General features: G+C 75.0%; 22 protein-coding genes. 4 read left to right on the top strand and 18 right to left on the bottom strand.

Translation table 11 applies throughout. The annotated features are described in order from the left end of the window. A partial coding sequence (locus E9565_RS11630; protein WP_236835164.1) for a mechanosensitive ion channel family protein occupies nucleotides 1-904 on the bottom strand: 904 nt, incomplete at its 3' end. 156 nt (nucleotides 905-1,060) lie between these two features. Beyond that, the gene (locus tag E9565_RS11625) at nucleotides 1,061-1,846 is read right to left on the bottom strand and encodes a thioesterase family protein (RefSeq protein WP_236835162.1); all 786 of its coding nucleotides are present in this window, start codon (nucleotides 1,844-1,846) and stop codon (nucleotides 1,061-1,063) included. Between the two features lie 85 nt (nucleotides 1,847-1,931). On the opposite strand from E9565_RS11625, the gene E9565_RS23225 reads away from it, so the two are divergent. Further along, nucleotides 1,932-2,903 (top strand): DMT family transporter, encoded by a 972-nt coding sequence (locus tag E9565_RS23225; RefSeq protein WP_236827082.1) that lies wholly within the window; start codon nucleotides 1,932-1,934, stop codon nucleotides 2,901-2,903. 13 nt (nucleotides 2,904-2,916) lie between these two features. Here E9565_RS23225 and E9565_RS11615 read toward each other — a convergent pair whose 3' ends face one another. From E9565_RS11615 to E9565_RS11590, 6 genes are all read right to left on the bottom strand, one after another. After that, nucleotides 2,917-3,762: an ABC transporter ATP-binding protein gene (locus E9565_RS11615; protein ID WP_308196121.1), complete on the bottom strand. Its 846-nt coding sequence runs from the start codon at nucleotides 3,760-3,762 to the stop codon at nucleotides 2,917-2,919. Next, a complete protein-coding gene (locus E9565_RS11610) occupies nucleotides 3,759-4,847 on the bottom strand; it encodes an iron chelate uptake ABC transporter family permease subunit (RefSeq protein WP_236827081.1) in 1,089 nt (362 codons plus the stop codon). The genes E9565_RS11615 and E9565_RS11610 overlap by 4 nt, the downstream gene beginning before the upstream one ends. Continuing rightward, on the bottom strand, nucleotides 4,844-5,899 hold the full coding sequence (locus tag E9565_RS11605) for an iron ABC transporter permease (protein ID WP_236827080.1): 1,056 nt from the start codon (nucleotides 5,897-5,899) through the stop codon (nucleotides 4,844-4,846). The genes E9565_RS11610 and E9565_RS11605 overlap by 4 nt, the downstream gene beginning before the upstream one ends. A gap of 103 nt (nucleotides 5,900-6,002) precedes the next feature. Beyond that, on the bottom strand, nucleotides 6,003-6,713 hold the full coding sequence (locus E9565_RS11600) for a hypothetical protein (protein WP_236835161.1): 711 nt from the start codon (nucleotides 6,711-6,713) through the stop codon (nucleotides 6,003-6,005). Nucleotides 6,714-6,756: 43 nt separating this feature from the next. Then, a complete protein-coding gene (locus E9565_RS11595) occupies nucleotides 6,757-7,269 on the bottom strand; it encodes a glutathione peroxidase (RefSeq protein ID WP_236833517.1) in 513 nt (170 codons plus the stop codon). 31 nt (nucleotides 7,270-7,300) lie between these two features. Continuing rightward, on the bottom strand, nucleotides 7,301-7,705 hold the full coding sequence (locus E9565_RS11590) for a DUF2237 family protein (RefSeq protein ID WP_236827077.1): 405 nt from the start codon (nucleotides 7,703-7,705) through the stop codon (nucleotides 7,301-7,303). Nucleotides 7,706-7,760: 55 nt separating this feature from the next. On the opposite strand from E9565_RS11590, the gene E9565_RS11585 reads away from it, so the two are divergent. Together E9565_RS11585 and E9565_RS11580 are read left to right on the top strand one after the other, a co-directional pair. Continuing rightward, on the top strand, nucleotides 7,761-9,749 hold the full coding sequence (locus E9565_RS11585; RefSeq protein ID WP_236827076.1) for an acetoacetate--CoA ligase: 1,989 nt from the start codon (nucleotides 7,761-7,763) through the stop codon (nucleotides 9,747-9,749). 55 nt (nucleotides 9,750-9,804) lie between these two features. Further along, a complete protein-coding gene (locus E9565_RS11580; protein ID WP_236835159.1) occupies nucleotides 9,805-11,061 on the top strand; it encodes an acyl-CoA dehydrogenase family protein in 1,257 nt (418 codons plus the stop codon). Nucleotides 11,062-11,106: 45 nt separating this feature from the next. On the opposite strand, the gene E9565_RS11575 is transcribed toward E9565_RS11580, so the two are convergent. From E9565_RS11575 to fmdA, 4 genes are all read right to left on the bottom strand, one after another. Further along, the gene (locus E9565_RS11575; protein WP_236835157.1) at nucleotides 11,107-12,141 is read right to left on the bottom strand and encodes an alpha/beta fold hydrolase; all 1,035 of its coding nucleotides are present in this window, start codon (nucleotides 12,139-12,141) and stop codon (nucleotides 11,107-11,109) included. Between the two features lie 14 nt (nucleotides 12,142-12,155). After that, a complete protein-coding gene (locus E9565_RS11570; protein WP_236827073.1) occupies nucleotides 12,156-12,995 on the bottom strand; it encodes an MOSC domain-containing protein in 840 nt (279 codons plus the stop codon). A gap of 67 nt (nucleotides 12,996-13,062) precedes the next feature. Continuing rightward, nucleotides 13,063-13,335: a zinc ribbon domain-containing protein gene (locus tag E9565_RS11565; protein ID WP_236835155.1), complete on the bottom strand. Its 273-nt coding sequence runs from the start codon at nucleotides 13,333-13,335 to the stop codon at nucleotides 13,063-13,065. A gap of 75 nt (nucleotides 13,336-13,410) precedes the next feature. Continuing rightward, on the bottom strand, nucleotides 13,411-14,673 hold the full coding sequence (gene fmdA / locus E9565_RS11560; protein ID WP_236827072.1) for a formamidase: 1,263 nt from the start codon (nucleotides 14,671-14,673) through the stop codon (nucleotides 13,411-13,413). A 535-nt stretch (nucleotides 14,674-15,208) separates the two neighbouring features. Here fmdA and E9565_RS11555 point away from each other — a divergent pair. Beyond that, on the top strand, nucleotides 15,209-16,366 hold the full coding sequence (locus tag E9565_RS11555; protein WP_236827071.1) for an MFS transporter: 1,158 nt from the start codon (nucleotides 15,209-15,211) through the stop codon (nucleotides 16,364-16,366). 309 nt (nucleotides 16,367-16,675) lie between these two features. Here E9565_RS11555 and E9565_RS11550 read toward each other — a convergent pair whose 3' ends face one another. The 6 genes from E9565_RS11550 to E9565_RS11525 all read right to left on the bottom strand — a co-directional run bounded on the left by E9565_RS11550 (nucleotide 16,676) and on the right by E9565_RS11525 (nucleotide 22,806). After that, nucleotides 16,676-17,797 carry an aromatic acid exporter family protein gene (locus tag E9565_RS11550; RefSeq protein ID WP_236835154.1) on the bottom strand — a complete coding sequence of 374 codons (1,122 nt, stop codon included), beginning with the start codon at nucleotides 17,795-17,797 and terminating at the stop codon, nucleotides 16,676-16,678. A gap of 49 nt (nucleotides 17,798-17,846) precedes the next feature. Further along, on the bottom strand, nucleotides 17,847-19,088 hold the full coding sequence (locus tag E9565_RS11545) for an MFS transporter (RefSeq protein WP_236835152.1): 1,242 nt from the start codon (nucleotides 19,086-19,088) through the stop codon (nucleotides 17,847-17,849). A gap of 190 nt (nucleotides 19,089-19,278) precedes the next feature. Further along, complete coding sequence (locus E9565_RS11540) at nucleotides 19,279-19,746, bottom strand: nitroreductase family deazaflavin-dependent oxidoreductase (RefSeq protein WP_236827068.1); 468 nt, start codon at nucleotides 19,744-19,746, stop codon at nucleotides 19,279-19,281. A gap of 77 nt (nucleotides 19,747-19,823) precedes the next feature. After that, nucleotides 19,824-20,516: a TetR/AcrR family transcriptional regulator C-terminal domain-containing protein gene (locus tag E9565_RS11535; protein ID WP_236835150.1), complete on the bottom strand. Its 693-nt coding sequence runs from the start codon at nucleotides 20,514-20,516 to the stop codon at nucleotides 19,824-19,826. Nucleotides 20,517-20,669: 153 nt separating this feature from the next. Next, on the bottom strand, nucleotides 20,670-22,379 hold the full coding sequence (locus E9565_RS11530; protein ID WP_236835148.1) for an alpha-glucosidase: 1,710 nt from the start codon (nucleotides 22,377-22,379) through the stop codon (nucleotides 20,670-20,672). A gap of 37 nt (nucleotides 22,380-22,416) precedes the next feature. After that, nucleotides 22,417-22,806, bottom strand: a complete 390-nt coding sequence (locus E9565_RS11525; protein ID WP_236835146.1) for a VOC family protein — start codon at nucleotides 22,804-22,806, stop codon at nucleotides 22,417-22,419. Nucleotides 22,807-22,888: the final 82 nt, after the last annotated feature.

Raw genomic sequence — 22,888 nt, 5'->3', positions numbered from 1 at the left:
TCCAGGCGTTCCGCAGCCAGGGCATGCAGGTGCCCGCGCCGTCCTGCACCTCGATCGCGGTCGTCGGCGCGGGCACCTGCATGCCCTGGCTGCGGAACGCCTGGACGATGCGGGCGCGCAGGTCGCGGCCCACCTCGAACTGCTTGCCGGGCAGCGTCCGGGCGACCACCCGGACGTTCACCTCGTCCAGGCCGAGGGTCTCGACGCCCATCACCGTGGGCGGGTCGAGCAGCAGCGGCCGCATGGCCGGGTCGCGGAACGCCTCCCGGCCGACCGCGCGCAGGATCTCGTTGGCGCGGGTCACGTCCACGCTGGTCGGCACGGGGACGTCGACGACGGCGCGCGCCCAGTCGCGGGAGAGGTTGACGACCTTGACGATCTGCCCGTTGGGCACGGTCACGACCTCGCCGTCGGGCGAACGCACCCGGGTGACGCGCAGCGTGACGTCCTCGACCGTGCCGTTCGCGGGGTCACCGCCGCCGACGACCTGGATCGAGACGACGTCGCCGAACCCGTACTGGCGCTCGGTGATGATGAAGAAGCCGGCCAGCACGTCACCGACGATGCGCTGGGCGCCGAAGCCCAGGCCCACGCCGAGCACCGTCGCCGGCGCGACGAGGCCGGTCACCGGGATGCCGAGGCGGTCGAGGATGAAGAAGACCGAGATCGAGTAGATGAGCACCACCAGGGACCAGGTGAGCACCTGGGTCAGCGAGTGGCGGTGCTTGGCCGCCTCCGACCGGACCAGCGCGTCGCCGCCGGTGGAGTTCTCGTCGATGCGGGTGGTGATCTTGTCGCCGACCCAGCCCACGAACCGGGCGAGCAGGACCGAGCCCAGGATGATGAGCACGACCTCGAGACCCCGCCCGGACAGCCAGTCCAGCACGTCTCTCAGCGCGTCCACGGCTCAGCACTCCGATCGTCGGGGAAAGCGACCCTCCCACCTTGCGCACCGCGGGGCGGCGTTGCCAACCTGACCCGCCGGGTCCCGCTTCCGGAGCGGGTGATCGCGCTTCTGACCTGCGGCGGAGCGGTCGAGGAGAGCGAACTCACGCCGCGCTCACCGCGGCTCGACGAACAGCGACTGGCTGGACCGGCCGATCGGCCCGTCGGCGTCGAAGAGGACGGCGAAGCACTGCGCGGCCCCTGCACCACCGTGCACGGTGGTGGCGTCCATCCCCAGCCACTCGCCCCGCGGCGGTCGCTGCAGGGCGACGGTGAGGTCGACGTTGGCGAAGGTCGCCGTCCGCCAGTCCAGGGTGGCCGAGATGCCGCTGGCGGCGTCGGTCATGACCAGCAGGTGCTCCAGCGGCGTCATGCGCTCCCCGGCCACGAGGGCGCACTCCGGCCGGGTCCACGCCGTCGCCGGGCCCGGCCCGTTGAAGGTCCCCGCGGCGAACCGCCAGTCCAGCGCCCGGTGGTAGGCCACCTCGCTGGTGAAGAACGCCGCGCGCTCGGGGCGGCTCGCCTCCGGGCCGGCCGGTTCCGGGTGCGGCAGGGCGGTGGCGGGCGGGGCGTCGTCGCGGGTGCGCATCCGCCACGCCTGCAGGCGCATCAGCGGCGGGCCACCGGCGTCCAGGACCGCCTCGACCAGCTCGATCCGCCGGCCGGGGCGGACGACCGAGGTGCGCACCCGCACCGGGCCGACCGGCACCGGCGCGAGGATGTCGTAGGCCATCCGGACGGTCTGCCCGCCCTGGATCGCGCCGGCCCGCTCGACGGCCCGCAGCAGCAGCGCGGCCGGTGGCCCGGCGTGCTGGTACCCGTTGTCCCACGGGCCGATGGTCAGGGCGGTGGCGGTGAAGCCGTCGCCGTCGGGCAGGTAGAGGGCCTCGGGAACGTCCACGGGAGGAGTCTGCCGCCCGGGTCGCGCGGCGGGGCGGGGTGGGGCGGTAGGTGTCTCGACGGCTCATGCCCGCTACCGTGCGCGCGTGCCCCGCACCGTCCGCCCCGGCCTCGGATATGCCTTCACGCTGGGCGCGGCGGCTCTCTTCGCCGTCAACGGCACGGTCTCCACGCTCGCCCTCCAGGCCGGGATCCCGCCGACCCGGCTGACCGCGCTGCGCTGCACCGGCGCCGCGCTGGTGCTGCTCGCGGTGCTCGCGCTGGCCGCGCCCGGCCGGCTGCGGGTGCGGCCCCGGGAGCTGCCGCTGCTGGCCGTCTTCGGCGTCGTCGGGGTCGCGCTGACGCAGTTCCTGTACTACGTCGCCATCGGGCGGCTGCCGGTGGGCATCGCGCTGGTGTTCGAGATGACCGCGCCGGTGTTCATCGCGCTCTACGTCTGGCTGGTGCGCCGCGAGCGGGTGCGCAGCCGGCTGTGGGCGGCGCTGCTGCTGTCGCTGTCCGGGCTGGTCCTCGTCGCGCAGGTGTGGGAGGGCGGCGGCTCGCTGGACCCGCTCGGCGTGGCGGCGGCGCTGGCCGCGGCGCTGTGCCTGGCCACGTACTACCTGGTGGGCGAGCGGGGCACGGTGAGCCGCGACCCGGTCACGCTGACCTGCTGGAGCTTCGTGGCGGCGGCGCTGTTCTGGGCGGTGGCCGCGCCGTGGTGGGCGTTCGACGCCGGGGTGCTGACGGAACCGGTGCCGGTCTCGCTGGGCGGCCTGCGGCTGCCGCTGTGGCTGCTGGTCGGCTGGATCGTGGTGCTGGGCGCCGCGGTGCCGTTCTGGCTGTCGGTCGCGGCGCTGCCGCACCTGGCCCCGACCACCGCCGGGCTGGTGGCGACGGTGGAGCCGGTGTTCGCCTCCGTCGTCGCCTGGCTGTGGGTGGAGCAGGTGCTCACCGGCTGGCAGGTCGCGGGGGGCCTCGTCGTCCTCACCGGGATCGCGCTGGCCCAGACCGCGCGCACCGGCCGGACCCCGTCGGCGCCCCCGGTGCCGGAGACCCCGGCGCCGCTGTCGACCTGACGGGGCCGGGGCCTCAGCGCAGCCGGCGCACCGGGACGACCATCGGCGTCCCGGTCACCGGGTCGGCCATCACCCGGGCCTCGAGGTCGAAGACGCCGGCGAGCAGCTCCGCCGTCAGCACCTCCGCGGGCGGGCCGGAGGCCACCAGCGCGCCGTCCTTCATCGCCACCAGCCGCTGGGCGTACCGCGCGGCCAGGTTCAGGTCGTGCAGCACCACCACCACGGTCCGGCCGCGCTCGGCGTGCAGCCGGGCCACCAGGTCCAGCACGTCGACCTGGTGCGAGAGGTCCAGGTAGGTCGTCGGCTCGTCGAGCAGCAGCAGGTCGGTGCCCTGGGCCAGGGCCATCGAGATCCAGGCCCGCTGCCGCTGGCCGCCGGAGAGGGCGTCGACCGGCCGGCCCGCGAGGTCGGACATGTCCGTCCAGGCCAGCGCCTCGGCGACCACGGCCTCGTCGTCGCGGGACCACTGCCGCAGCCAGCTCTGGTGCGGGTGCCGGCCGCGGGCGACGAGGTCGCCGACGGTGAGCCCCTCGGGTGCGACCGGCGTCTGCGGCAGCAGGCCCAGCACCTTGGCGACCTCGCGGGTGGGCGTGCGCGCGATGGCCCGCCCGTCCAGCAGCACCTGCCCGCTCGTCGGCCGCAGCAGCCGGCCCAGCGCCCGCAGCAGCGTGGACTTCCCGCAGCCGTTCGGGCCGACGATCGCGGTGAACGAGCCCTCGGTCAGCTCGAGGTCGAGGTCGTCGACGACGACCTGCTCGTCGTAGGCCAGCCGGACGTGCTCCGCGGCCAGCCGCACCCGGGGCGGGTCGGCGGGACGGGTGGTGCGGTGCAGCAGTTCGGTGCCGATGTCGAGGGTCACAGCGTCGCTCGCCGCCTTCCACGGACCAGGAGCCAGAGCAGGTAGGGGGCGCCGATGACGGCGGTCAGGATGCCCACGGGCAGCGCCTGGGGCAGCACGGTGCGGGTGACCAGGTCGGCGGCGACCACGAGCAGGGCGCCGAGGACGCCCGACGCCAGCAGCGGCGGCCGCGAGCCGCCGGTGAGCCGGACGGCGATCTGCGGCACCACGAGGGCGACGAAGGTGATCGGCCCGGCGGCCGAGACGGCGAACGCCACGAGGAAGACGGCCAGCAGCACGACGGCGGCCTGCGCCCCGGCCACCCGCACGCCCAGCCCCCGGGCGGTGTCGTCGCCGAACTGGAGGACGCCGAGCACGCGCCCGGCCGCCAGCGCGAGCGGCAGCAGCACCGCGACCGCGGTCCCCAGCGGGAGGGCGTCGTCCCAGGTGCGGGCGTTGAGCGAGCCGGTGATCCACACGTAGGCCGACGCGGCGTCGTAGATCTCGGCGTTGGTGAGCAGCCAGTCGGTGAGCGCGGTGCCCGCCGACCACAGGGCGATGCCGATGAGGACCAGCCGGTAGCCGTCGACCCCCGCCCGCCAGGTGAGGGCGAAGAGCAGCACGCCGGTGACCAGCGCACCCAGCAGGGCGGCCAGCGGCACGCCCAGCCCGCCCAGGATCGCGCCGGTCGAGGAGCCGCCGCTGAGCACGATCGCAGCCACGGCACCCACGGAGGCGCCCATCGTGATGCCGAGGGTGTCGGGGGAGGCGAGCGGGTTGCGGGCGAAGGTCTGGAACAGCGCGCCCGCGACGCCGAGGGCCAGCCCGACGAGCGCGCCGACCACCACCCGCGGGGCCCGCAGCTCCAGGATGATGAACGGCTGCGGCCCCTCGCCGAGGCCCACCAGGGTGCGCAGGACGTCGCCGACGCCGATCGGGAAGTCGCCGCGCCCCATGCTCAGCGCCGCGGCCAGCACCAGCACGGCGAACCCGGCCACCGGCACGACGACCTGCCGCCAGTGCAGCAGGCCGGACACCGGGCCCGCGCGCAGCACGCGCCCGGGCCGCAGCCGGGGCTGCGGGGGGGCCGGGGCCTCGACGCTCACAGCCGCACCGTCCGGCTGCGGCGCACCAGCGCGATGAAGAACGGGGCGCCGACGAGGGCGAGCACGATGCCCACCTGGAGCTCACCGGGGCGGGCCAGCACGCGGCCGAGCACGTCGGCGACCAGCAGCAGCGCGGCGCCGGCCAGCGCCGAGCAGGGCAGCAGCCACCGGTGGTCGGGGCCGGTGAGCGCCCGGACGGCGTGCGGCACGACGAGCCCGACGAAGGCGATCGGCCCGCAGGCGGCGGTGGCGGCGCCGCAGAGCAGCGTGATCGCGGCCAGCCCGACGGAGCGGGCCAGCCAGATGCGCTGGCCCAGCCCGCGGGCGACGTCCTCGCCGAGGCCGAGCAGGTTCAGCGCGGGCGCGTTGACCAGGGCCAGCACCAGGCCGACGGCGAGGAAGGGGGCGACCTGGGCGGCCACGGTGGCGTCCCGCCCGGCCAGCGAGCCGACCACCCAGAACCGGAAGCTGTCCAGCGTCTGCTGGTCGCTGACCAGGACGGCCCGGACCAGGGCGTACATCAGCGCGGACAGCGCCGCACCCGCGAGCGCGAGGGTCACCGGCGTCGCCCCGCCCCGCCCGGCGGAGCCGATCGCGTACACCAGCACCGTGCCGAGCAGCGCCCCGGCGAAGGCGAACCAGACGTAGCCCGCGGGGGTGCCGACGCCCAGCAGCGTGATCGCCAGGACGACGGCGAGGCTCGCGCCCGCGGTCACGCCGAGGAGCCCGGGGTCGCCCAGCGGGTTGCGGGTGTGGCCCTGCATCAGCGCCCCGGCCACCCCGAGCGCCGCACCGACCATGAGGCCGAGCACCGTGCGCGGGACGCGCAGCTGGCGGACGATCACCGCCTCCTCCCCGGACAGGGAGGGGTCCAGCAGCGAGCGCCAGACCTCGGGGAGGCCGATCGACCGCGTGCCGATCGCGATGCTGGCCAGCGCCGCGGCGGCGACGAGCACCAGGAGCAGCACCAGCGTGCCGAGCCGCCGGGCACGCAGCGCCGTCGCCGGAGGTCGTGCCGAGCCCCGCGCCGGGACGTCGACCGTGGTGGCCACGAGCAGCTCCCGGGACGGACGGCTTGGTCAGATAAGGCTTACCTTAGCCTCGCGGCGCCGGTCCCGTCAGGGGCGGCGGGGCTCGACCGCCCCGCCGCGGCGTTCAGCGCTTCTGCCGACGGCTGCCCCCGTGCCAGTCCTCCTGCTCGCCGACCTCGCCCGGCTGCACGCCGAACGCGGGGAGCTGCGGGCGCTCGCGCAGGCTGCGCTTCAACTCGGCGAAGCCCGGGAACGACGCCAGCCCGACGACGTGGTCCCACAGCGCGACGGCCTCGTCGTCGGCGGGCCGCCGGCTGATGACCGGCCCGAAGAAGGCGACCCCCTCCGGCGGCCGGAAGTGCAGGATCGGCGTCCCGACGTCCTTGCCGGCCAGGCCGAGGGCCTCGTCGGTCTCGGCCTGGATCTGCGCGTCGCGCCCGTCGTCGTCCAGCGCGTCGGCGAGGTCGGCGGGCAGGCCGGCGTCGGCGAGCACGGGGGCCACGAACCCCGCCGTCCCGCGCACCGCCCGGTCGCCCTCGGGGCCGCGCTCGAAGACGTGCTGCCCGCACGCCTCGTAGAACCGGGCGACGCCCTCGTTGCCGTGCCGGTCGCGCACGTGGGCGGCCACGCGCAGCAGCCGCAGCCCGGCGGTGTGCCCGGCCTCGTACTCGGGCGGGAAGTGGGTGTCGTAGTCGACGTGCGCGTTGAGCAGCCGCAGCGAGATGAACCGCCACTCCACGTCGTACTCCCGCTGCGCGCTCACCTGCCGGACCCACGTGCTGGTCATCCAGGCGAAGGGGCAGACCGGGTCGAACCAGAAGCGCAGATCGGCCATGGAGGCGAACCTAGGCGCTCCCGCCCACCTGCGCCGGTCGGCGTCAGGCCGGGAGGACGGACTCGATCGCCGCGCGCACCTCGGGAGCGTCGGGCTCGGTGCGCGGGCGGAACCGGGCGACGACCCGGCCGGTGCCGTCGACCACCCACTTCTCGAAGTTCCACTGCACGTCGCCCGCAGCCCCGTCGAGGTCGGGCACCGCGGCCAGCCGCTGGAAGAGGGGGTGCGCGCCCGGGCCGTTGACCTCGGTCTTCTCGGTCAGCGGGAAGGTGACGCCGTAGGTGGCCGAGCAGAACTGCTCGATCTCCTCGGCGGTGCCGGGCTCCTGGCCCATGAACTGGTTGCAGGGCACCCCGACGACGGTGAAACCGCGGGGGCCGTACTCCTCGTGCAACGCCTCCAGCGCGGTGTACTGCGGGGTGAGCCCGCACCGGCTGGCCACGTTCACCACCAGGGCCGGCGACCCGCCGGTGAGCTCCCGCAGCGTGGTGGCGCTGCCGTGCAGCGTGGTCAAGGGCGTGTCGAGGAGGTCGTCCATGCCGCCCCGCAGCGCCACCGGCCGGGCGTTCATTCCGGCGGCGCGGCGCTCACTCCAGCCCGCTGACGTCGTCGGGCACGTCCACGGCGTACCGGCGCAGCGCCTCGAGGGGCACCACCTCCAGGGCCCGGGCGTTCGTGGCGGCCAGCACGACGCCCGCGGCCGCCCCGGCCTGGTAGGCCTGCAGCCAGCGGGAGGCGACGACGCACCAGCGGTCGCCCGGCCGCAGCCCCGGGAAGCCGTACTCCGGGCGCGGGGTGGAGAGGTCGTTGCCGAGCTCCCGCTGCAGCGCCAGGAACTCGGTGGAGACGACGGCGCAGACCGTGTGCGACCCGAGGTCCTCCGGCCCGGAGGTGCAGTGCCCGTCGCGGTAGAAGCCGGTCAGCGGGTCGGTCGAGCACGGTTCGAGCGGTCCACCGAGCACGTTCCGCTCGTCGGCGGGGTCGGGCTGCACGGGCACTCCTCGAGGGGGCGTGGTCGGCGGGCGACCAGGATGGCATGGTGCGGGCGTGACCGAGACCACCGAGATCCTCTGGCGGCCGTCGGCCGCGTCGATCGCCGGCACCCGGATGGCCGCCTTCGCCGCCGACGTGGCCGCGCGCCGGGGCGTGTCCTTCGGCGACCCCGTCGACTACGACGCCCTGTGGCGCTGGTCGGTGGAGCACCTCGACCAGTTCTGGGGCGACCTCGCGCGCTGGACCGGTGTCCTCGACGTCCCCGACGACCGGGTGCTCCCCTCCCGCGAGATGCCCGGCGCCGTCTGGTTCCCCGGCACGACGGTGAACTACGCCGAGCAGGTGTTCCGCCAGGCCGCCGACGACCGGCCCGCGCTGGTCGCCGTCGCGGAGGACACCGAGCCCGTCGAGATCCCGTGGGCGGAGCTCCGGGCCCGGGTGGGCGCGTTCGCCGCGACCCTGCGCCGGCTCGGCGTGCGCCCCGGCGACCGGGTGGCCGGCTACCTGCCCAACGTGCCCGAGACCGTCGTCGCCTTCCTCGGCGCGGCCGCGGTCGGGGCGGTGTGGTCCTCCTGCGCGCCGGACTTCGGCACCCGCGCCGTCCTCGACCGGTTCGCGCAGATCGAGCCCACCGTGCTGGTCGCCGTCGACGGGTACCGGTTCAACGGGCGGGCGCACGACCGGCGCGAGGTCGTCGCGCAGCTGCGGGAGGCGCTGCCCACGGTGCGGACGACGATCGCCGTCCCGCGGCTCTTCCCCGACGAGGTGCCCGACGGCGCCCTGGCGTGGGCCGACGCCGTCGCGGACGGGCAGGACCCGGTGTTCGAGCCGACGCCGTTCGACCACCCGCTGTGGATCGTCTACTCGTCGGGCACCACCGGCCTGCCCAAGGGGATCGTGCACGGGCACGGCGGGGTGGTGCTGGAGCAGCTGAAGTCCGGCCGGCTGCACCAGGACCTCGGCCCCGGCGACCGCTTCTACTGGTACACCTCGACGGCCTGGATGATGTGGAACGTCGTGGTGTCGTCCCTGCTCTCGGGGGCGACGGCGATCCTGCACGACGGCGCCCCGGCGTACCCGACCGTCGACGCCCAGTTCGCGCTCGCCGCCCGGCTGGGCACCACCGTCCTGGGCACCAGCCCCGGCTACCTCGCCGCCTGCCAGAAGGCCGGCGCCCGCCCCGGGGACGACCACGACCTCTCGGCGCTGCGCGTGCTGGCCAGCACCGGATCCCCGCTGCCCGCGTCCTCCTACCACTGGGTCTACGACGCCGTGGGCGCGGACCTGCAGCTGACGTCGGCGTCCGGCGGCACCGACGTCGCCACCGGCTTCATCGGGTCCAGCCCGCTGCTGCCGGTGACGGCGGGGGAGCTCCAGCGGCCCAACCTGGGTGTCGCGGTGGCGTCGTGGGACGAGCAGGGCGAGCCCGTGGTGGGGGAGCTGGGGGAGCTCGTGGTCACCGAGCCGATGCCCTCGATGCCCCTCTGCTTCTGGAACGACCCGGACGGCGCCCGCTACCGCGCCGCCTATTTCGAACCGTGGCCGGGCGTGTGGCGGCACGGCGACTGGCTGGAGATCACCGCGCGCGGCACCTGCGTCATCACCGGCCGGTCGGACTCCACGCTCAACCGCGGCGGCGTGCGCATGGGCACGGCCGACATCTACGCCGCCGTCGAGGCCTTCCCGGAGGTGCTGGACTGCGTCGTGCTCGGCGTGGAGCTGCCCGAGGGCGGCTACTGGATGCCGCTGTTCGTGCAGCTCGCGCCCGGGACCGAGCTGACCGAGGACCTGGTCGGGCGGCTGCGGGCGGCGATCCGGGAGCAGGCCAGCCCGCGGCACGTGCCCGACGAGGTGATCGCCGTCCCGGGGGTGCCGCACACCCGCACCGGCAAGCGGCTGGAGGTGCCGCTCAAGCGGTTGTTCCAGGGCGTGGACCCGGCGAAGGCGGTCAACACCGGCACCGTGGACGACGCCTCGCTGGTCGAGCACTACGTCGAGCTCGCGAGGGCGCGCGGCGGTGACGCTGGTCACGAGCGCGGGTGATCGTGCTCCGCCGGGGGAACGGGCCGGGGATCACCGCCCTCACCGAGGAGGACGCATGACCGGCACCGACGAGATCCTCGAGCCGCAGCCGCCCGCGCTGCTGCCCCCGTGGCACACCCCGGAGCGGGAGGCGCTGCAGGAGCAGGCGCGCCGGTTCGCCATGGAGGAGGTGCTGCCGGTCGCGGACGAGCTCGACCCGCAGAAGGGCCTCATCCCGGCGTCGCTCCTCTCCGGCATGGCCGAGCGGGGCTGGTTCGGCATCACCATGCCCGCGGACCAGGGCGGGCTGGGGCTCGGCGTCTTCGAGTACTGCATGGTCAGCGAGGAGCTCGCCCGCGCCTGGATGTCGACGGCCAGCATCCTGGCCCGCTCGCAGGGGCTGGGGACGGCGGTGCCCGACGCCGGCCGCCGGCACGAGCTCATGGCCCGCAGCGCCCGCGGCGAGTGGATCGGCGCGATCGCGCTGTCGGAGCCCGACGCCGGCTCCGACCTGGCCGGGGTCTCCACCCGCGCGGTCCTCGACGGCGACGAGTGGGTGGTCACCGGCCGCAAGCGGTGGTGCGGCAACGCCGAGGCCGCCGACTTCATCCAGGTGCTCGTGCGCGAGCGCGACCCGGAGCCCGGGGAGTCCCGCTCGGCCGGCCTGCTCAACCTGCTGCTCGAGAAGGAGCGCGGCGCGTTCCCGGAGGGGCTGACCGGCTCCCCGATCGACAAGATCGGCTACCACGGCTTCCTCACCTGGGACCTCACCTTCGACGGCGTCCGCATCCCGAAGGACAACGTCATCGACCAGGCCAGGGCCGCCCGCGAGGACAGCGACGCCGAGGGCGAGGAAGCGAAGCAGGCCGGGTTCGCCGAGGCGCAGAAGTTCCTCAACACGGCCCGGGTGCACACCGCGGCCCGCGCGGTGGGCCTGGCGCGGGCTGCGCTGGAGGACTCCGTCCGCTACCTGCAGGAGCGGGAGCAGTTCGGCCACCCCATCGGCGACTTCCAGGCGCTGCGGTTCGCCGTGGCCGAGATGGCGGCGCAGATCGAGCAGTCGCGGGCCTTCTACCGGCAGGTCGCCCACCTGCTCGACCTCGGGCTGCCGGTGGCCAAGGAGGCCTCGATGGTGAAGCTCGAGGCCACCGAGATGTCGGTGCGGGTGACCAACCAGGCCATGCAGCTGCACGGCGGCAACGGCTACACGACCGAGCGGCAGGTCGAGCGGCACTGGCGGGACGCCCGGCTGACCACGATCTTCGAGGGCACCAGCGAGATCCAGAAGCGGATCATCAGCGACCGACTGCTCCCGCGCAGCCCGCTCAGCTGAGCGTGGGGGGCGCTGCACGGTCCGCGCCCGCCGCGCCGGGGCGGGTCAGGCCGGGCGGTCCAGCAGCTCCCGGAGCGCCCGGTCGATGAACTCGTTGTCCGCCGGGTTCTGCCCCAGGCCGGCGAAGTGCCCGTAGACGGTGGGGATGACCCGGACCTCACCGTGCTCGATGAACTGCGATGCCCACTCCTCGTCCTCCGGCGGGAAGTAGAGGTCCGTCTTCGCCGGCATCGCCACCAGGGGACAGCGGATCGAGCGCAGCGCGGCCTCGGTGTCGCCGTCGAAGCCCGGGGTCTTGCCGACGTCGCCGTGCTCCCAGGTCCAGAGCATCCCCAGCAGGTCGTTGGGGTCACGGTCGTCGAGCCAGAAGCCCTCCCAGAACCCGACGAGGAAGTCCTCCAGGGAGGAGAAGCCCAGGTTGCGGTACTCCCGCTGCCAGTAGAAGGCCTGCGACAGGCCCCACCCGGCGTAGATCCGGGCGAAGGCGCGCAACCCGGCGGTGGGCAGCGCGTCCCGCCGGTAGCGGCCGCCCGCGAACGCCGGGTCGAGGGTGAGCGCAGCACGCAGGCTCTTCAGGAAGACCTGGTTGTGCTCGCTGGTGAGCGCCGAGCCGACGATGGGGGCGGCCCGCTTCACCATCTCCGGGTGGCTGACCGCCCACTGGTAGGTCTGGCCGGCGCCCATGGAGGACCCGAGCACCAGCTCCACCGACTCGATGCCCCACTTCTCCGTGAGCAGCCGGTGCTGCACCTCGACCTGGTCGTAGAACGTCACGGGCGGGAAGTTCGGCCCGTCGTAGGGCGGCGGGGTGTTGCTCGGCGACGTCGACAGGCCGTTGTTGAGCTGGTTGGGCATCACGATGAAGTACTTCTCGGGGTCGCAGGCCATGCCCGGCCCGACCGACCACTCGTTGGCGTCGTGCCAGGCGCTGTACCACGTGGGGTGGACGATCACGTTGGACCGGTCGGCGTTCAGCGTGCCGTACGTCTTGTAGGCGAGCTGGGCTCCGCGCAGGGTCGCGCCGCTCTGCAGGACGACGTCCCCCAGGTCGAACAGCTCGTGGTCGGTGGGCCGGGGCATCGGGGCTCCTCGCTTCAGCGGGCGGGTCGGGCGGCCTGGACGGCGGTCTCGTCGAGCAGCTCGACCGGGTCGCCGAGGGCGATCTCGCCGGGCTGCTCCACGGTGGCGTACATGCCGAGGATCGCGGCGCCGTTGTCCGGCAGGTGCGCCACCGGCGTGCTGAGGTCGGTCGCGAGCTGGCCGCGGTACCTCACGATGGCCTTCAGGGTGCCGAAGTCGACCTTCCCGCTCTCCGGGTTCTCGTTGGTCACGACGCAGCGCGGCACCGGTCCGACCACCTGGACGGTGACCGCGCCGATCCGCACGCGTCGGCCGGCCCAGGTGTCCTCCTCGTGCACGTCGCAGCCGGCCACCTCGACGAGCATCCGGAACCGCCGGTGGTCCAGCCGTTCCCCGTCCGGGGTGACCCGGCGGAGGTGCTCGAGCGTCGCGGTGGAGATCAGCGTGACCGGGTGGACGTCGACCGCGTCACCGGGCCGGTCGACCGCGACCAGGTGCACCTCCTGCCCGACGAAGTCGCTGAGCGCGGCCGACCACGGCCCCTCGAGGACGTGCCCGTCGACGTCGCGCCCGTAGAAGTCCGTGCGCACGGCCTCGCCGAGCCCGGTGGTGCGACCCGCCACGGGCGGACGGTCGGGGAACCTCAGGACGAGGTGGTCCCCGTGGGGGTCGAACTCGGCGGTGAGCTGCACGAGCGGACCGTGCTGCTTGCCGTTGAACAACCGCCGCCGGGCGTCGACCAGGTGGAAGCGCCGGTTCTCCGGCACTCCGTTGCCGGTGACCGTCACGGTCTCCGGGTGGTGCAGGGCGGTGCCCTTGACCGGGGTGGTCGAGAGGCGGGAGACGAGCGGCATGGCCCTCCGTCCGTAGCGGTTCGGGTGCTACCGACCGTAGCCGGGGGCGGCCGGCCCCGCCCTCGGATCAGTGCCGATGGGCCGTGCCGCCGCGCAGGCGCCGTCCCGTGGGCGGGCCGGTGATCACCGGCTCCCCGCTGCGCGCCCGGTCGACGCGCGCGCGGTCCGCGCGGCCGGCGTCGCGCAGGGCGCCGGCGTGAGGGCGCCCGACCCCCACGCGGTAGTGGCGCGTCGCCGTCCGGTCGCAGGCGGGGCATGGCGCCGTGGACGCGGCGTCCCGCATCCCACGGTGCAGGTCGAACGGGCCGCACTCCGGGCAGCGGAACTCGTACAGCGGCAACGGGGTGCTCCTCTCTGGGGTCGGGGAGGGACGTGGTGCGGGGCGGGCCGGTCCCGCCCCGCACCACCCGGTGGATCAGTCCGCCGTCAGGTCCCGGCCCCCACCGGCACCGTCGGGCAGGATGTTCCGGTCGAAGATCGACAGCGGGATGCTGATCGACACCGCGCTGTTGGGGATGTCCACGACCCCACCGATCCGGCCGTCGACCGGTGCTGCCCCGAGGAACAGGTAGGCCTGCTCGAACGTCCAGCCCATGGCCGGCATCAGGTAGTTGATGGCGTTGAGGCAGGCCTGGCGGTAGGCGACGGTCGCGTTCATGTAGTAGTTGCGGCCGTCCTCGACGCAGATCCCCTCGAAGGTGATGAACTCCGAGTAGTTCGGGCCGACCCGGCCGGGCTTGAAGAACGGCATCGACTGCTTGTAGCGGTCCATCCCGCCCTTGATCAGGTCGAAGTGCAGATCGATGAAGCCGGGCATCTCGATCGCCCCGCAGAAGGTGATCTCGCCGTCCCCCTGGGCGAAGTGCAGGTCCCCGATGGAGAAGTTGGCCCCGGGCACGTACACCGGCATGTAGACCCGGGTGCCGACGCCGAGGTCCTTGATGTCGACGTTGCCGCCGTGCTCCCGCGGGGGGATGGTGCGGCAGGCCTCGGCGGCCGCCCGGTCCAGGGCCGCCCCGCTGAGCGTCCCCAGCAACGCGTCCTTGGGCAGCGGGGGCAGGGCCAGCGCCGGGACCTGGGGTGCGCCGGCCACGTCCCCCGGGTGCGCCGGGACGTCCCCGGTGACCCGGTCCGGGTTCAGGTCGATCAGCGCCTGCTCGCGGCGGTTCCACTCCGCCAGCAGGTCCGGGGACGGCGCGCAGCCGAACAGCCCCGGGTGGGAGTTGCCGATGAAGCGCACCCCGGGGACGTGCCGGGAGGTGGTCCAGATCCCGTCCAGGTCCCAGATCGCCTTGGACGCCCCGGGCGAGTAGTCGGTGAGGAACCCGCCGCCGTTCTCCTTGGCGAAGATCCCGGTGTAGCCCCACTCCTGCTCCTGGAAGGGGCCGATGTCGACGATGTCGACGACCAGCAGGTCACCGGGTTCGGCGCCCTCGATGGCGAAGGGCCCGCTGAGCACGTGGCACGGGTCGATGTTCATGTCGCGGATGTCGTCGGCGTCGTCGGTGTTGCGGACCTGGTCGTCGGTCCAGTCCTTGCACTCGATCCGGTACGTCCCGCCGGGGGCGACCGTCGTCGCCGGCGGGATGTCGGGGTGCCAGCGGTTGTGGCCCGGCACCGCCTGGTCGCGCATCGGCACGCTCAGGTCGCGGTTGATCTCGAAGATGACGTCGGGCACGGGGGGCTCCTCAGGTCAGGGCGGGCTGTGGACGGGCGAGGGGCGGGACCTGGACCTCGGTACGCCCATGCCGGGGTCTGTCCGGGTGGGTCCCGACGCCGACGGCGTCACGTCGACGGCGAACGTGCCGGTGCGCAGGGGAGCGGCCGAGCCGTGGGCCGGGACTCGACCGGCCGGGGCGGCCCATCGCGCAGCGGGTCCCGGTCGTGCCGTGGTCGGGGCGGCGGTACAGGTGGACGGCGATGTCGGACCTCCGGGTGCACCGGCGGAGGGGCACTCGGCCCTCCGGACCAGGCGGACCCTCGTCCCGTCCGTCGGAGGCGGTCAAGGCACCCGGCGTCCGGGCCGGAGATCAGTCGCGGCGGGTGGCGGCGCGTCGTGACGCAACGGGTGAGGGCCGTTCGGCATGTCGCACGGAGGTCCGGGGGTCGTCGGCGCCGGGTGCCAAGCGCCCCCCACCGGGCTGCTTGACGAAGGGCGGCGGGGCAGGGACGGTGAGCCGGGTCCACCGCTGCCGAGCCCGGAGGGTCCCAGGGTGGAGCGGCTCGTCGCGTCCGGCGCGGTGGCGAACCTCGCCGCCGGGGCGCTCTTCGGCTGGAGCCTGTTCGCCGAGCAGGCGGCCGCGGACGTCGGCGCACCGGGCTCCGCGGGTGCCGCTGTCTTCGCGGTCTCGATCGCCGTCTTCACGGCCGCGTTGCTGGCCGCGGGCCGGGCACTGCCCGCCGTGGGGCCCCGGCGGCTGCTCGGCGGTGCGGCCGGGCTGGCGGCCATCGGCCTCGGAGGAGCGGCGGCCGTGCCGCATCCGCTCGCGCTGTGGGGCGGGGTCGGGGTGCTGTTCGGCGGCGCCAGCGGACTCGCCTACGGCGTCGCGGTCGCGCTCGCCGCCCGGTCCCCCGGCTCCCGCCGCGGCACGGCCACCGGCCTGGTCGTCGCCGCCTATGCCGCCGGGCCGGTGCTCCTCGGCCTGGCTGCTCCAGCGGCGCTCGCCGCTGCCGGCTGGCGGGCCAGCCTCGGCGCACTGGCCGTCGTGGTCGGTGGCCTGCTGGCGGTGGCGGCGCTCCTCGCCCCCGCCGACCGTCCTGCTCGCCGGGGGGCGGCGACGGCCGGGCCGCTGCCGCGGCGGACCCTCGTGCTGCTCTGGGTGCTCTTCGCCGGTGGCGCCGCTCCCGGGCTGCTCGTGTTCGGCGTGGCTGCCCCGGTGGCCGCCGACCGCGGCCTGAGCTCCGGCGCGGCCGGTGCGGCGGTCTCGCTGCTGGCCGCCGGCAACCTGGTCGGGCGGCTGGTGGCCGGCTGGTGGTCCGACCGGGTCGGCCGGCCGGCGGCGCTGGCGGCGGCGCTGGGCGTCGCCGCTGTCTCCGCGGCGGGTCTCGGCGGACCGGCGGCTCCCTGGCTCCTCCTCGGCGCCTTCGCCGGCACGGGGCTGGCCTACGGCGCGGTCTCCGCGCTGGTCCCGGCGGTCACGGCGGACCGGGTCGGGGAGCGCGCCTTCCCGAAGGCCTACGGCCGGGTCTTCACCGGCTGGGGCTGCGCGGGACTCGTGGCGCCGCTCGCCGGCGGCCTGCTCACCGGCGCCGGTGCTCAGCCTCCGGCCCTGGCGTTGGTCGCCGTGGGCTCGCTGCTCCCAGCAGTGGCAGCCCTGTACCTGCTGGACGTGCCGGGCCGCCGGCGGGCAGCCCGCTCCCCGCTCGGCTGAGGGGCGGAGCTCTCCGCGCACCGCACCGGATCCCGCCCTGCTCGTCCTCGTGCACGGTCTCGGTGGCTGGTGGCGCACCTGGCAGCCGGCGCTGCCCGGCCTGGGCGCCCACCGCCGCCACGGCCTCGCCCGCCAGGCCGCCCGGGCCGCGGTGACGTCGCCTGACGCCGAGCTGCACCGTTTCGCGCGGCCGGGGCACGTCCGCCTGGGGGACGAGCCCGCAGGGACCGTCCGGCCGGTGCCGGACCGCACGTCCTGGCCGCAGCCGCTCGGCGCGCAGCGGCGGCGGTGTGGATCGGGGGTCGAGCGTCACGCGTCGTCCGGGTGCTCGGCCGGCTCCCGCGGGCGGACGGCGGCCAGCGAGCGGCGGACGTTGCCGAAGATGTTCCCGGCCTCGAACAGGTCGTCGTCGGTGGAGGCCCGCGCGCGGCGCAGCTCGGTGGCGAACGCGGCGAGGGCACCGTCGGCCCGGCGGACCGCCTCGGGATCGGCGGCCGCCCCCTCGACCGAGCGGAGCACCTCGGCCAGCGCGGCCAGCGCCGTCGCCGCGGAGGGGCGCAGCGCCGGCCCGAGGGCGACCCGCTCGTGCTCCGCGACCTCGGTCTCGGCGATGACCAGGGTGAGGTCCTCGACCAGCAGGGTCAGCCGCTCGAGCGCCCGGGCCTGCTCGTACAGCCGGTCGGCGGCGGGCCGGTAGCGGGCGGCCCGGCGGTTGCCGCGGCGGGCCTCGTCGGTCTCCTGGACGGCCGCCCGCATCTGGGCGAGCAGCGGGTCGATGGTCCGCATCCGACCACGCCACTCGTCCTGCGTCGGCGGGTGGTCCTGGCGCAGCCCGTCGACCAGGTCGTCGAGCTGCCCGGCGAGCGTCTCGCGCAGCGCCCCCAGCGCGTCGTCGGCGGGGGCGAGCGGCAGCGGCGGGAACGCCGCGGCCACCAGGATGCCGACGAGCGCGCCGGCGAACGTCAGCCCGGCGAAGCCCAGGACGTACCCGGTCGGGTTGCCCTGGCCGAGGATGAGCGTGAAGAGGGCCGCCGTCGGCAGCCAGCTGCTGCCGCTGCCCAGCCGCCGCCAGCCGGCCAGCAGCACGCCGGAGGCGACGACCAGCGCCAGGGCCAGCAGCTGCGGCCCGACGAGCGCGTCACCCACGAGCGCGATCGCGGCGCCCAGGGCGATCGAGGCCACGGTCTGCAGCGACTGGCGCACCGAGCTGGCCAGCGTGGAGGCGGTCGTGGCCACGACCGCGCCGAGCGGGGCGTAGTAGGGGTAGTCGGCGACCGGTCCGGGGACGAGCTGGGCCAGCGCCCAGGCCACCGTCGCGGCCAGGGCCGCCCGGACGGCGAGCCCGATCCGCGGGTGGCGGGCCCACGTGCGCCGTACCGCCCCGGGTCGGCGGGTCCGGCGGCGGGCCGGGGGGAGCGTGCCGTGCTGCACCGTCCTCACCCCGTCCCCGTGGCCGACCCGACCTGGCATTGCACCACGGTCACCCTGCAGCGGGCACCTCGTCCTCGGCGTGCGCGATGTGGGTGAGCTGCTTCCAGATGAGCACGAGGATGACCGCCGAGCCCGCGAAGGCGAACCAGAACGGGCCGGTGATGCCCCAGGCCCGCGCGATGAGCCCGCCCGCCGCCTGGCCCGCGACGATCCCGCCGAACACCCCGAGGTAGTAGAGGCTGCCGACCCGTCCCTGCAGGTGCGCGGGGACGGCGCGCATGCGGACGGTGCGCGACGTCGTCGCCCACACGAACGCGTGGGCCCCGAACACGAACAGGACCGCCGCCGCCACCCAGGGGGTGGTGGTCAGCGCCAGCCCGAGGTGGGTGAAGGTCTCGATGACCAGGCCGATGCGCATGAGCAGGGCCAGGCCGGCGCGCCGGGCCAGCCAGCCGTAGGAGACCGTGCCCAGCAGGCCGCCCACCGCCGTCACCGTGCTGAGCAGGCCGAAGCCGATCGCGCCGAGGGCGAGCCGGTCGGTCGCGTAGAGCACCAGCACCGACCAGGCGGCGCCGTAGGTGACGTTGAAGGTGACGATCGTGATCGTCAGCGTGCGGACGGGCCCGTTGCCCCACGTCCAGCGCAGCCCTTCGACGATCTCCCGGCCGACGTGCCGCTCGCCGGCGGTGCGGGGGAGCGGGGGCAGCGCCATGCGCACGAGCAGCAGCGCGCCGAACGCGACGCACAGCCCCTGCACGAGGAACGGCCAGGCCGAGCCCGCGGCGAAGAGCACCGCGCCCAGGGCCGGGCCGGCCATCTGGTTCATGGTCAGCGCGCCGGCCAGCAGCCGGGCGTTGCCGGTGCCGAGGTCGTCCCGGCCGACCACCATCGGCAGCAGCGTCCCGGACGTCGTGTCGGCGAAGACCTCGGCGGTGCCCAGCAGGAACAGCGCGGCCAGGACCACCGGGACGGTCACCTGCCCGGTGACGAGGGCGAGGGTCAGGACGCCGAGGACGACGGCGCGCGCGACGTCGACGGCGATGACCAGCAACCGGCGGTCGACCCGGTCGGCGAGCACCCCGGCGTAGAGGCCGAAGAGCAGCCAGGGCAGCCGCTGCAGCAGCGCGGCGAGCGCGACGACGAACGGGTCGCTGGTCTGCGCGGCCACCAGCAGCGGGCCGGCGGCCAGCGCGATGCCGTCGCCCAGGTTGGTCGCCCAGGAGGAGCCGACGAGCCAGCGGAACGGCGTCCCCATGCGGGCCGGGAGCACTGCTTCGACGACCCGGCCCACGAGGAGGAGAGCCTAGGACCGCCGCCCGGGGTCGTCAGCGCGGCGCCGTCTGCTCCGCGCTGAGCTCCAGGACGGCGTCGCCCCCGAAGCGCAGGGCCCCGTCCGTGGCGAGCGCGTCACCGTCCACGGCGATCCACCCCTCACCCGTCGACCGGCCCCTGGGGCGCCGCCACGGGGACCTCCGTCGTCGTCACCGGCCGGTCTCCGTCACCCGCAGGAAGTCACGGACGCCGAAGAGCCGGTGCATCCGCTGCTCCCGCAGTGGGAAGAACCGGTCCGCCTCGGCCGCCGGCACCAGGCGCGGGCGGTGCACCGGTACGGACCGACCCTCGTGCTCGACGGTGGCGCTCCCGCCCGCCAGGACGTTGCGGACCCAGTCGGCGCCCGGGCCGTAGGGCAGCGCGAACACGAAGCCGTCGCCGGTGGGCACCGCGACGGCCGGCGTCCGGTAGGCGGCACCGCTGACGCGCCCGCGGTGGTGGACGACCGCCGCGTAGGCCCCGGGCTGCCCCGCCGTCGCCAGCTGGCGGGGGTTGGTCACGTCGCGGTTGAAACGGCGGACGGCGCGCTGCACGGGCGGCCACTTCGCACGGAAGGACTGGACGAACAGCACGGCCAGCAGGACGACCAGCGCCGCGCCGATGCGGACGGCTCGCATGGCATTCCCCTTACGTCGTAAGGTTCCTACGGCGTAAGCTAGCGGGCGCGCGGAGGCATGTCCAGACGGTCGGGAGCTCAGCCCCGGGCGAGGCGCCGGTCGAGGCCGTCGAGCAGCAGGTCGAGGGTGAACTCGAACTCGGCCTGGTCGTCGCACCAGCCGAGCACGCCGTCGTCCCGGTGCGCGGTGTCGGCGAGCATGCCGGCCAGGTGCGGGTAGACGTCGGCCAGCTGCTCGAGCATCGCCATCGCCTCCTCGCCCCCGGTCTCCGGGTCGGCCGGTGCGAACAGCTCGCGGGTGAAGCCCAGCGCCCGCGAGCCGAGCGCGTGCATGGCGTGGTGCGCGAGGTCGTAGGAGAAGCCGCCCGCGCGGAGGATGCCGAGCAGCCCGTCGAAGTAGCCGATGACCTCGGCGTTCACGGCGGTCCGCGTCTCGATCACCGCCGGCGCCCACGGGTGGCGCAGCAGCACCCGGCGGGCGGTGAGGATGCGCGCCCGCAGGGCCCCGCGCCAGTCGACCGCCGCGTCCGGGCCGACGCCGGCCACCGCACCCACGATCTCGCCGACCACCACCTCCACCACGCCGTCGAGGACGGCCTCCTTGCTCGCGACGTGGTGGTACAGCGACATCGCCTCGACGTCGAGGTCCTGAGCGAGGCGCCGCATGGTGAGGGCGGGGAGCCCCTCGCGGTCGGCGAGGTCCACCGCGGCCTGCAGCACCCGCCGGCGGGTCAGCGCCGACCGGGCGGCGACATCGGTACGGGGAGCCATGGACCACCTGTCCGCGGGGGGAGCGACCCGTACAGCGTAAGGAGGCCCGTCGGTCCGGCCGTCCGGGCGGCCGTCGATGCGTCGTCCCGAGGGAGGACATCGGCGGGGTCGGGTTGCCCGCCTCGGGTCACCGCCGCGGACCGGAGAGGCGCGTCACGGCAGGCGCAGGACGCGGGCCTCCCAGGGGCGCAGCTCGGCGGGGTCGTCGTCGGGAAGGTTGCCCAGCACCAGCTCCGCGGCCGGGGCCTCGGGCAGCAGCTCGGCCAGCCGGTACGGCGTCCGCGAGACGTTGCAGACGACGAGCAGCTCCCTGCCCGCCAGCGAGCGGGTGAACGCGTACACCTCCTCGTGGTCGGGCAGCAGCATGGTGAAGTCGCCCAGCGCCACGACGTCGTCGGTGTGCCGCAGCGCGATCAGCCGCCGGTAGTGGGCCAGCACCGAGTGCTCGTCGTCCCGCTGGGCGGCGGCGTTCCACTCCACGTGGTCGGGGTTGACCGCCAGCCACGGCGTCCCGGTGGTGAACCCGGCGTTCGCCGAGGCGTCCCACTGCACCGGCGTGCGGGCGTTGTCGCGGCTCATGTACCGCAGCGCCGCCAGCACCTCCGCCGGGTCGTGGCCGGCCGAGACGGCGTGCACGTGGTGGTTGAGCGACTCGACGTCGGCGAACTCCTCCAGCGACGTGAACGGGTAGTTGGCCATCCCGATCTCCTCGCCCTGGTAGACGTAGGGCGTCCCCCGGTGCAGGTGCAGCAGCGTGGCCAGGCAGGTGGCCGAGTCGCGCCGGTACCGGGGCGAGTCGTCGCCGAAGCGGGAGACGGCACGCGGCTGGTCGTGGTTGTCCCAGTAGAGGGAGTTCCAGCCGACATCGGCGAGGCCGGCCTGCCAGCGCCCGAACGACGCCTTGAGGTCGCGCAGCCGCAACGGGTGGACGTCCCACTTCGAGGTGCCGTGGTCCAGGCCCACGTGCTCGAACTGGAACACCATGTCCACCTCGGCGCGCGCCGGATCGGTGAACAGCCGCGCCTGCTCCACCGTCACGCCCGGCATCTCCCCCACGAGCAGCAGCTGCTCGGGATGGCCGGCGAAGACCTCGCGGTGCATCTCCTGCAGGAACTCGTGGATGCGCGGGCCGCACAGGTAGGACGCCGAGCCGTCACCCAGCGACGAGCCGGGCAGCGGCGGGCCGTCGTGCAGCTGCCCGTCCGGGCCGACGTCCTTGCTGATCATGTTGATGACGTCCATGCGGAAGCCGTCGACCCCGCGGTCCAGCCACCAGCGCATCATCTCGTGGACCGCGTGCCGGACCTCGGGGTTCTCCCAGTTCAGGTCGGGCTGGCGGCGGTCGAACAGGTGCAGGTAGTACTCGCCGCTGGCCTCGTCGAGCTCCCAGACCGGCCCGGAGAAGAACGACTGCCAGTTCGTCGGCTCCGCGCCGGGGGCGCCGGGCGCCATCCCCTGGCGCGGCGGGCGCCACCAGTACCAGTCGCGCTTGGGGTCGTCCGTCGAGGACCGGGCCTCGCGGAACCACGGGTGCTGGTCGCTGGTGTGGTTGACCACCAGGTCCATGACCAGCTTCATGCCGCGGGCGTGCAGCGCCGCGATCAGCTCGTCGAGCTGTTCCAGCGAGCCGAACAGCGGGTCGATGTCCTGGTAGTCGCTGATGTCGTAGCCGTTGTCGGCCTGGGGTGAGGGGTAGACCGGCGAGAGCCACAGGACGTCGACGCCGAGGTCGGCGAGGTGGTCCAGGTGCAGCAGCACGCCGCCGAGGTCGCCGATCCCGTCGCCGTCGGAGTCCATGAACGAGCGCGGGTAGACCTGGTAGACGACGGCACGGGACCACCACGGGGGTTGCTCGGCAGGCATGTGCCCAGCCCAGCACGCCGCGCGGCGCGGCGCACGGTCAGGACGGCGGCGCCCCGTGGTGCACCGCCTCCACGTTGTTGCCGTCGGGGTCGCGCAGGAAGACGCCGTAGTAGCCCGGGTGGTACTCGGGCCACACCCGCGGCTCGTGCAGGATCTCCGCCCCCGCCTCGCGCGCGGCGGCGAAGACCGCGTCGACGGCCTCGCGGGACGGCGCCGCCAGGGCCAGGTGCACCGGGCGGTGGCCGGTGTCCTCGGCCGGGCTCGTCCACAGCTGCGGCTGCCCGCCGGGCCCGCAGAGCCCGATCACGGGCCCGAGCGGGGTGTCGATGCGCATCGCCTCGCGGACGCCGCAGGCGGCGAAGACGTGCTGGTAGAAGGCCGCCGCCGCCTCGGCGTCGGCGCACTGCAGCCCCAGGTGGTCGATCATGGCGCGGACGGTAGCGGCGGCCACCGACCACCGGGACCGCCCCGGTTCCGCCGTCGGGGAAACGGCGTGCGTCCTGTCGTAC

Origin of the sequence: Blastococcus sp. KM273129, assembly GCF_021698995.1 — a bacterium.
Taxonomy (GTDB): Bacteria; Actinomycetota; Actinomycetes; order Mycobacteriales; family Geodermatophilaceae; genus Blastococcus.
Note: the sequence above shows the minus strand (reverse complement) of the source record. Positions and strands in the feature narration are given on the sequence as shown.

Bases quoted from the DNA above. Each gene is read 5' to 3' on its own strand.
- E9565_RS11600 (WP_236835161.1), bottom strand. From the start codon at position 6,713: ATGGCCGATCTGCGCTTCTGGTTCGACCCGGTCTGCCCCTTCGCCTGG.
- E9565_RS11580 (WP_236835159.1), top strand. From the start codon at position 9,805: ATGACCGGCACCGACGAGATCCTCGAGCCGCAGCCGCCCGCGCTGCTG.
- E9565_RS11575 (WP_236835157.1), bottom strand. From the start codon at position 12,141: ATGCCCCGGCCCACCGACCACGAGCTGTTCGACCTGGGGGACGTCGTC.
- E9565_RS11570 (WP_236827073.1), bottom strand. From the start codon at position 12,995: ATGCCGCTCGTCTCCCGCCTCTCGACCACCCCGGTCAAGGGCACCGCC.
- E9565_RS11540 (WP_236827068.1), bottom strand. From the start codon at position 19,746: ATGCGAGCCGTCCGCATCGGCGCGGCGCTGGTCGTCCTGCTGGCCGTG.
- E9565_RS11535 (WP_236835150.1), bottom strand. From the start codon at position 20,516: ATGGCTCCCCGTACCGATGTCGCCGCCCGGTCGGCGCTGACCCGCCGG.
- E9565_RS11530 (WP_236835148.1), bottom strand. From the start codon at position 22,379: ATGCCTGCCGAGCAACCCCCGTGGTGGTCCCGTGCCGTCGTCTACCAG.
- E9565_RS11525 (WP_236835146.1), bottom strand. From the start codon at position 22,806: ATGATCGACCACCTGGGGCTGCAGTGCGCCGACGCCGAGGCGGCGGCG.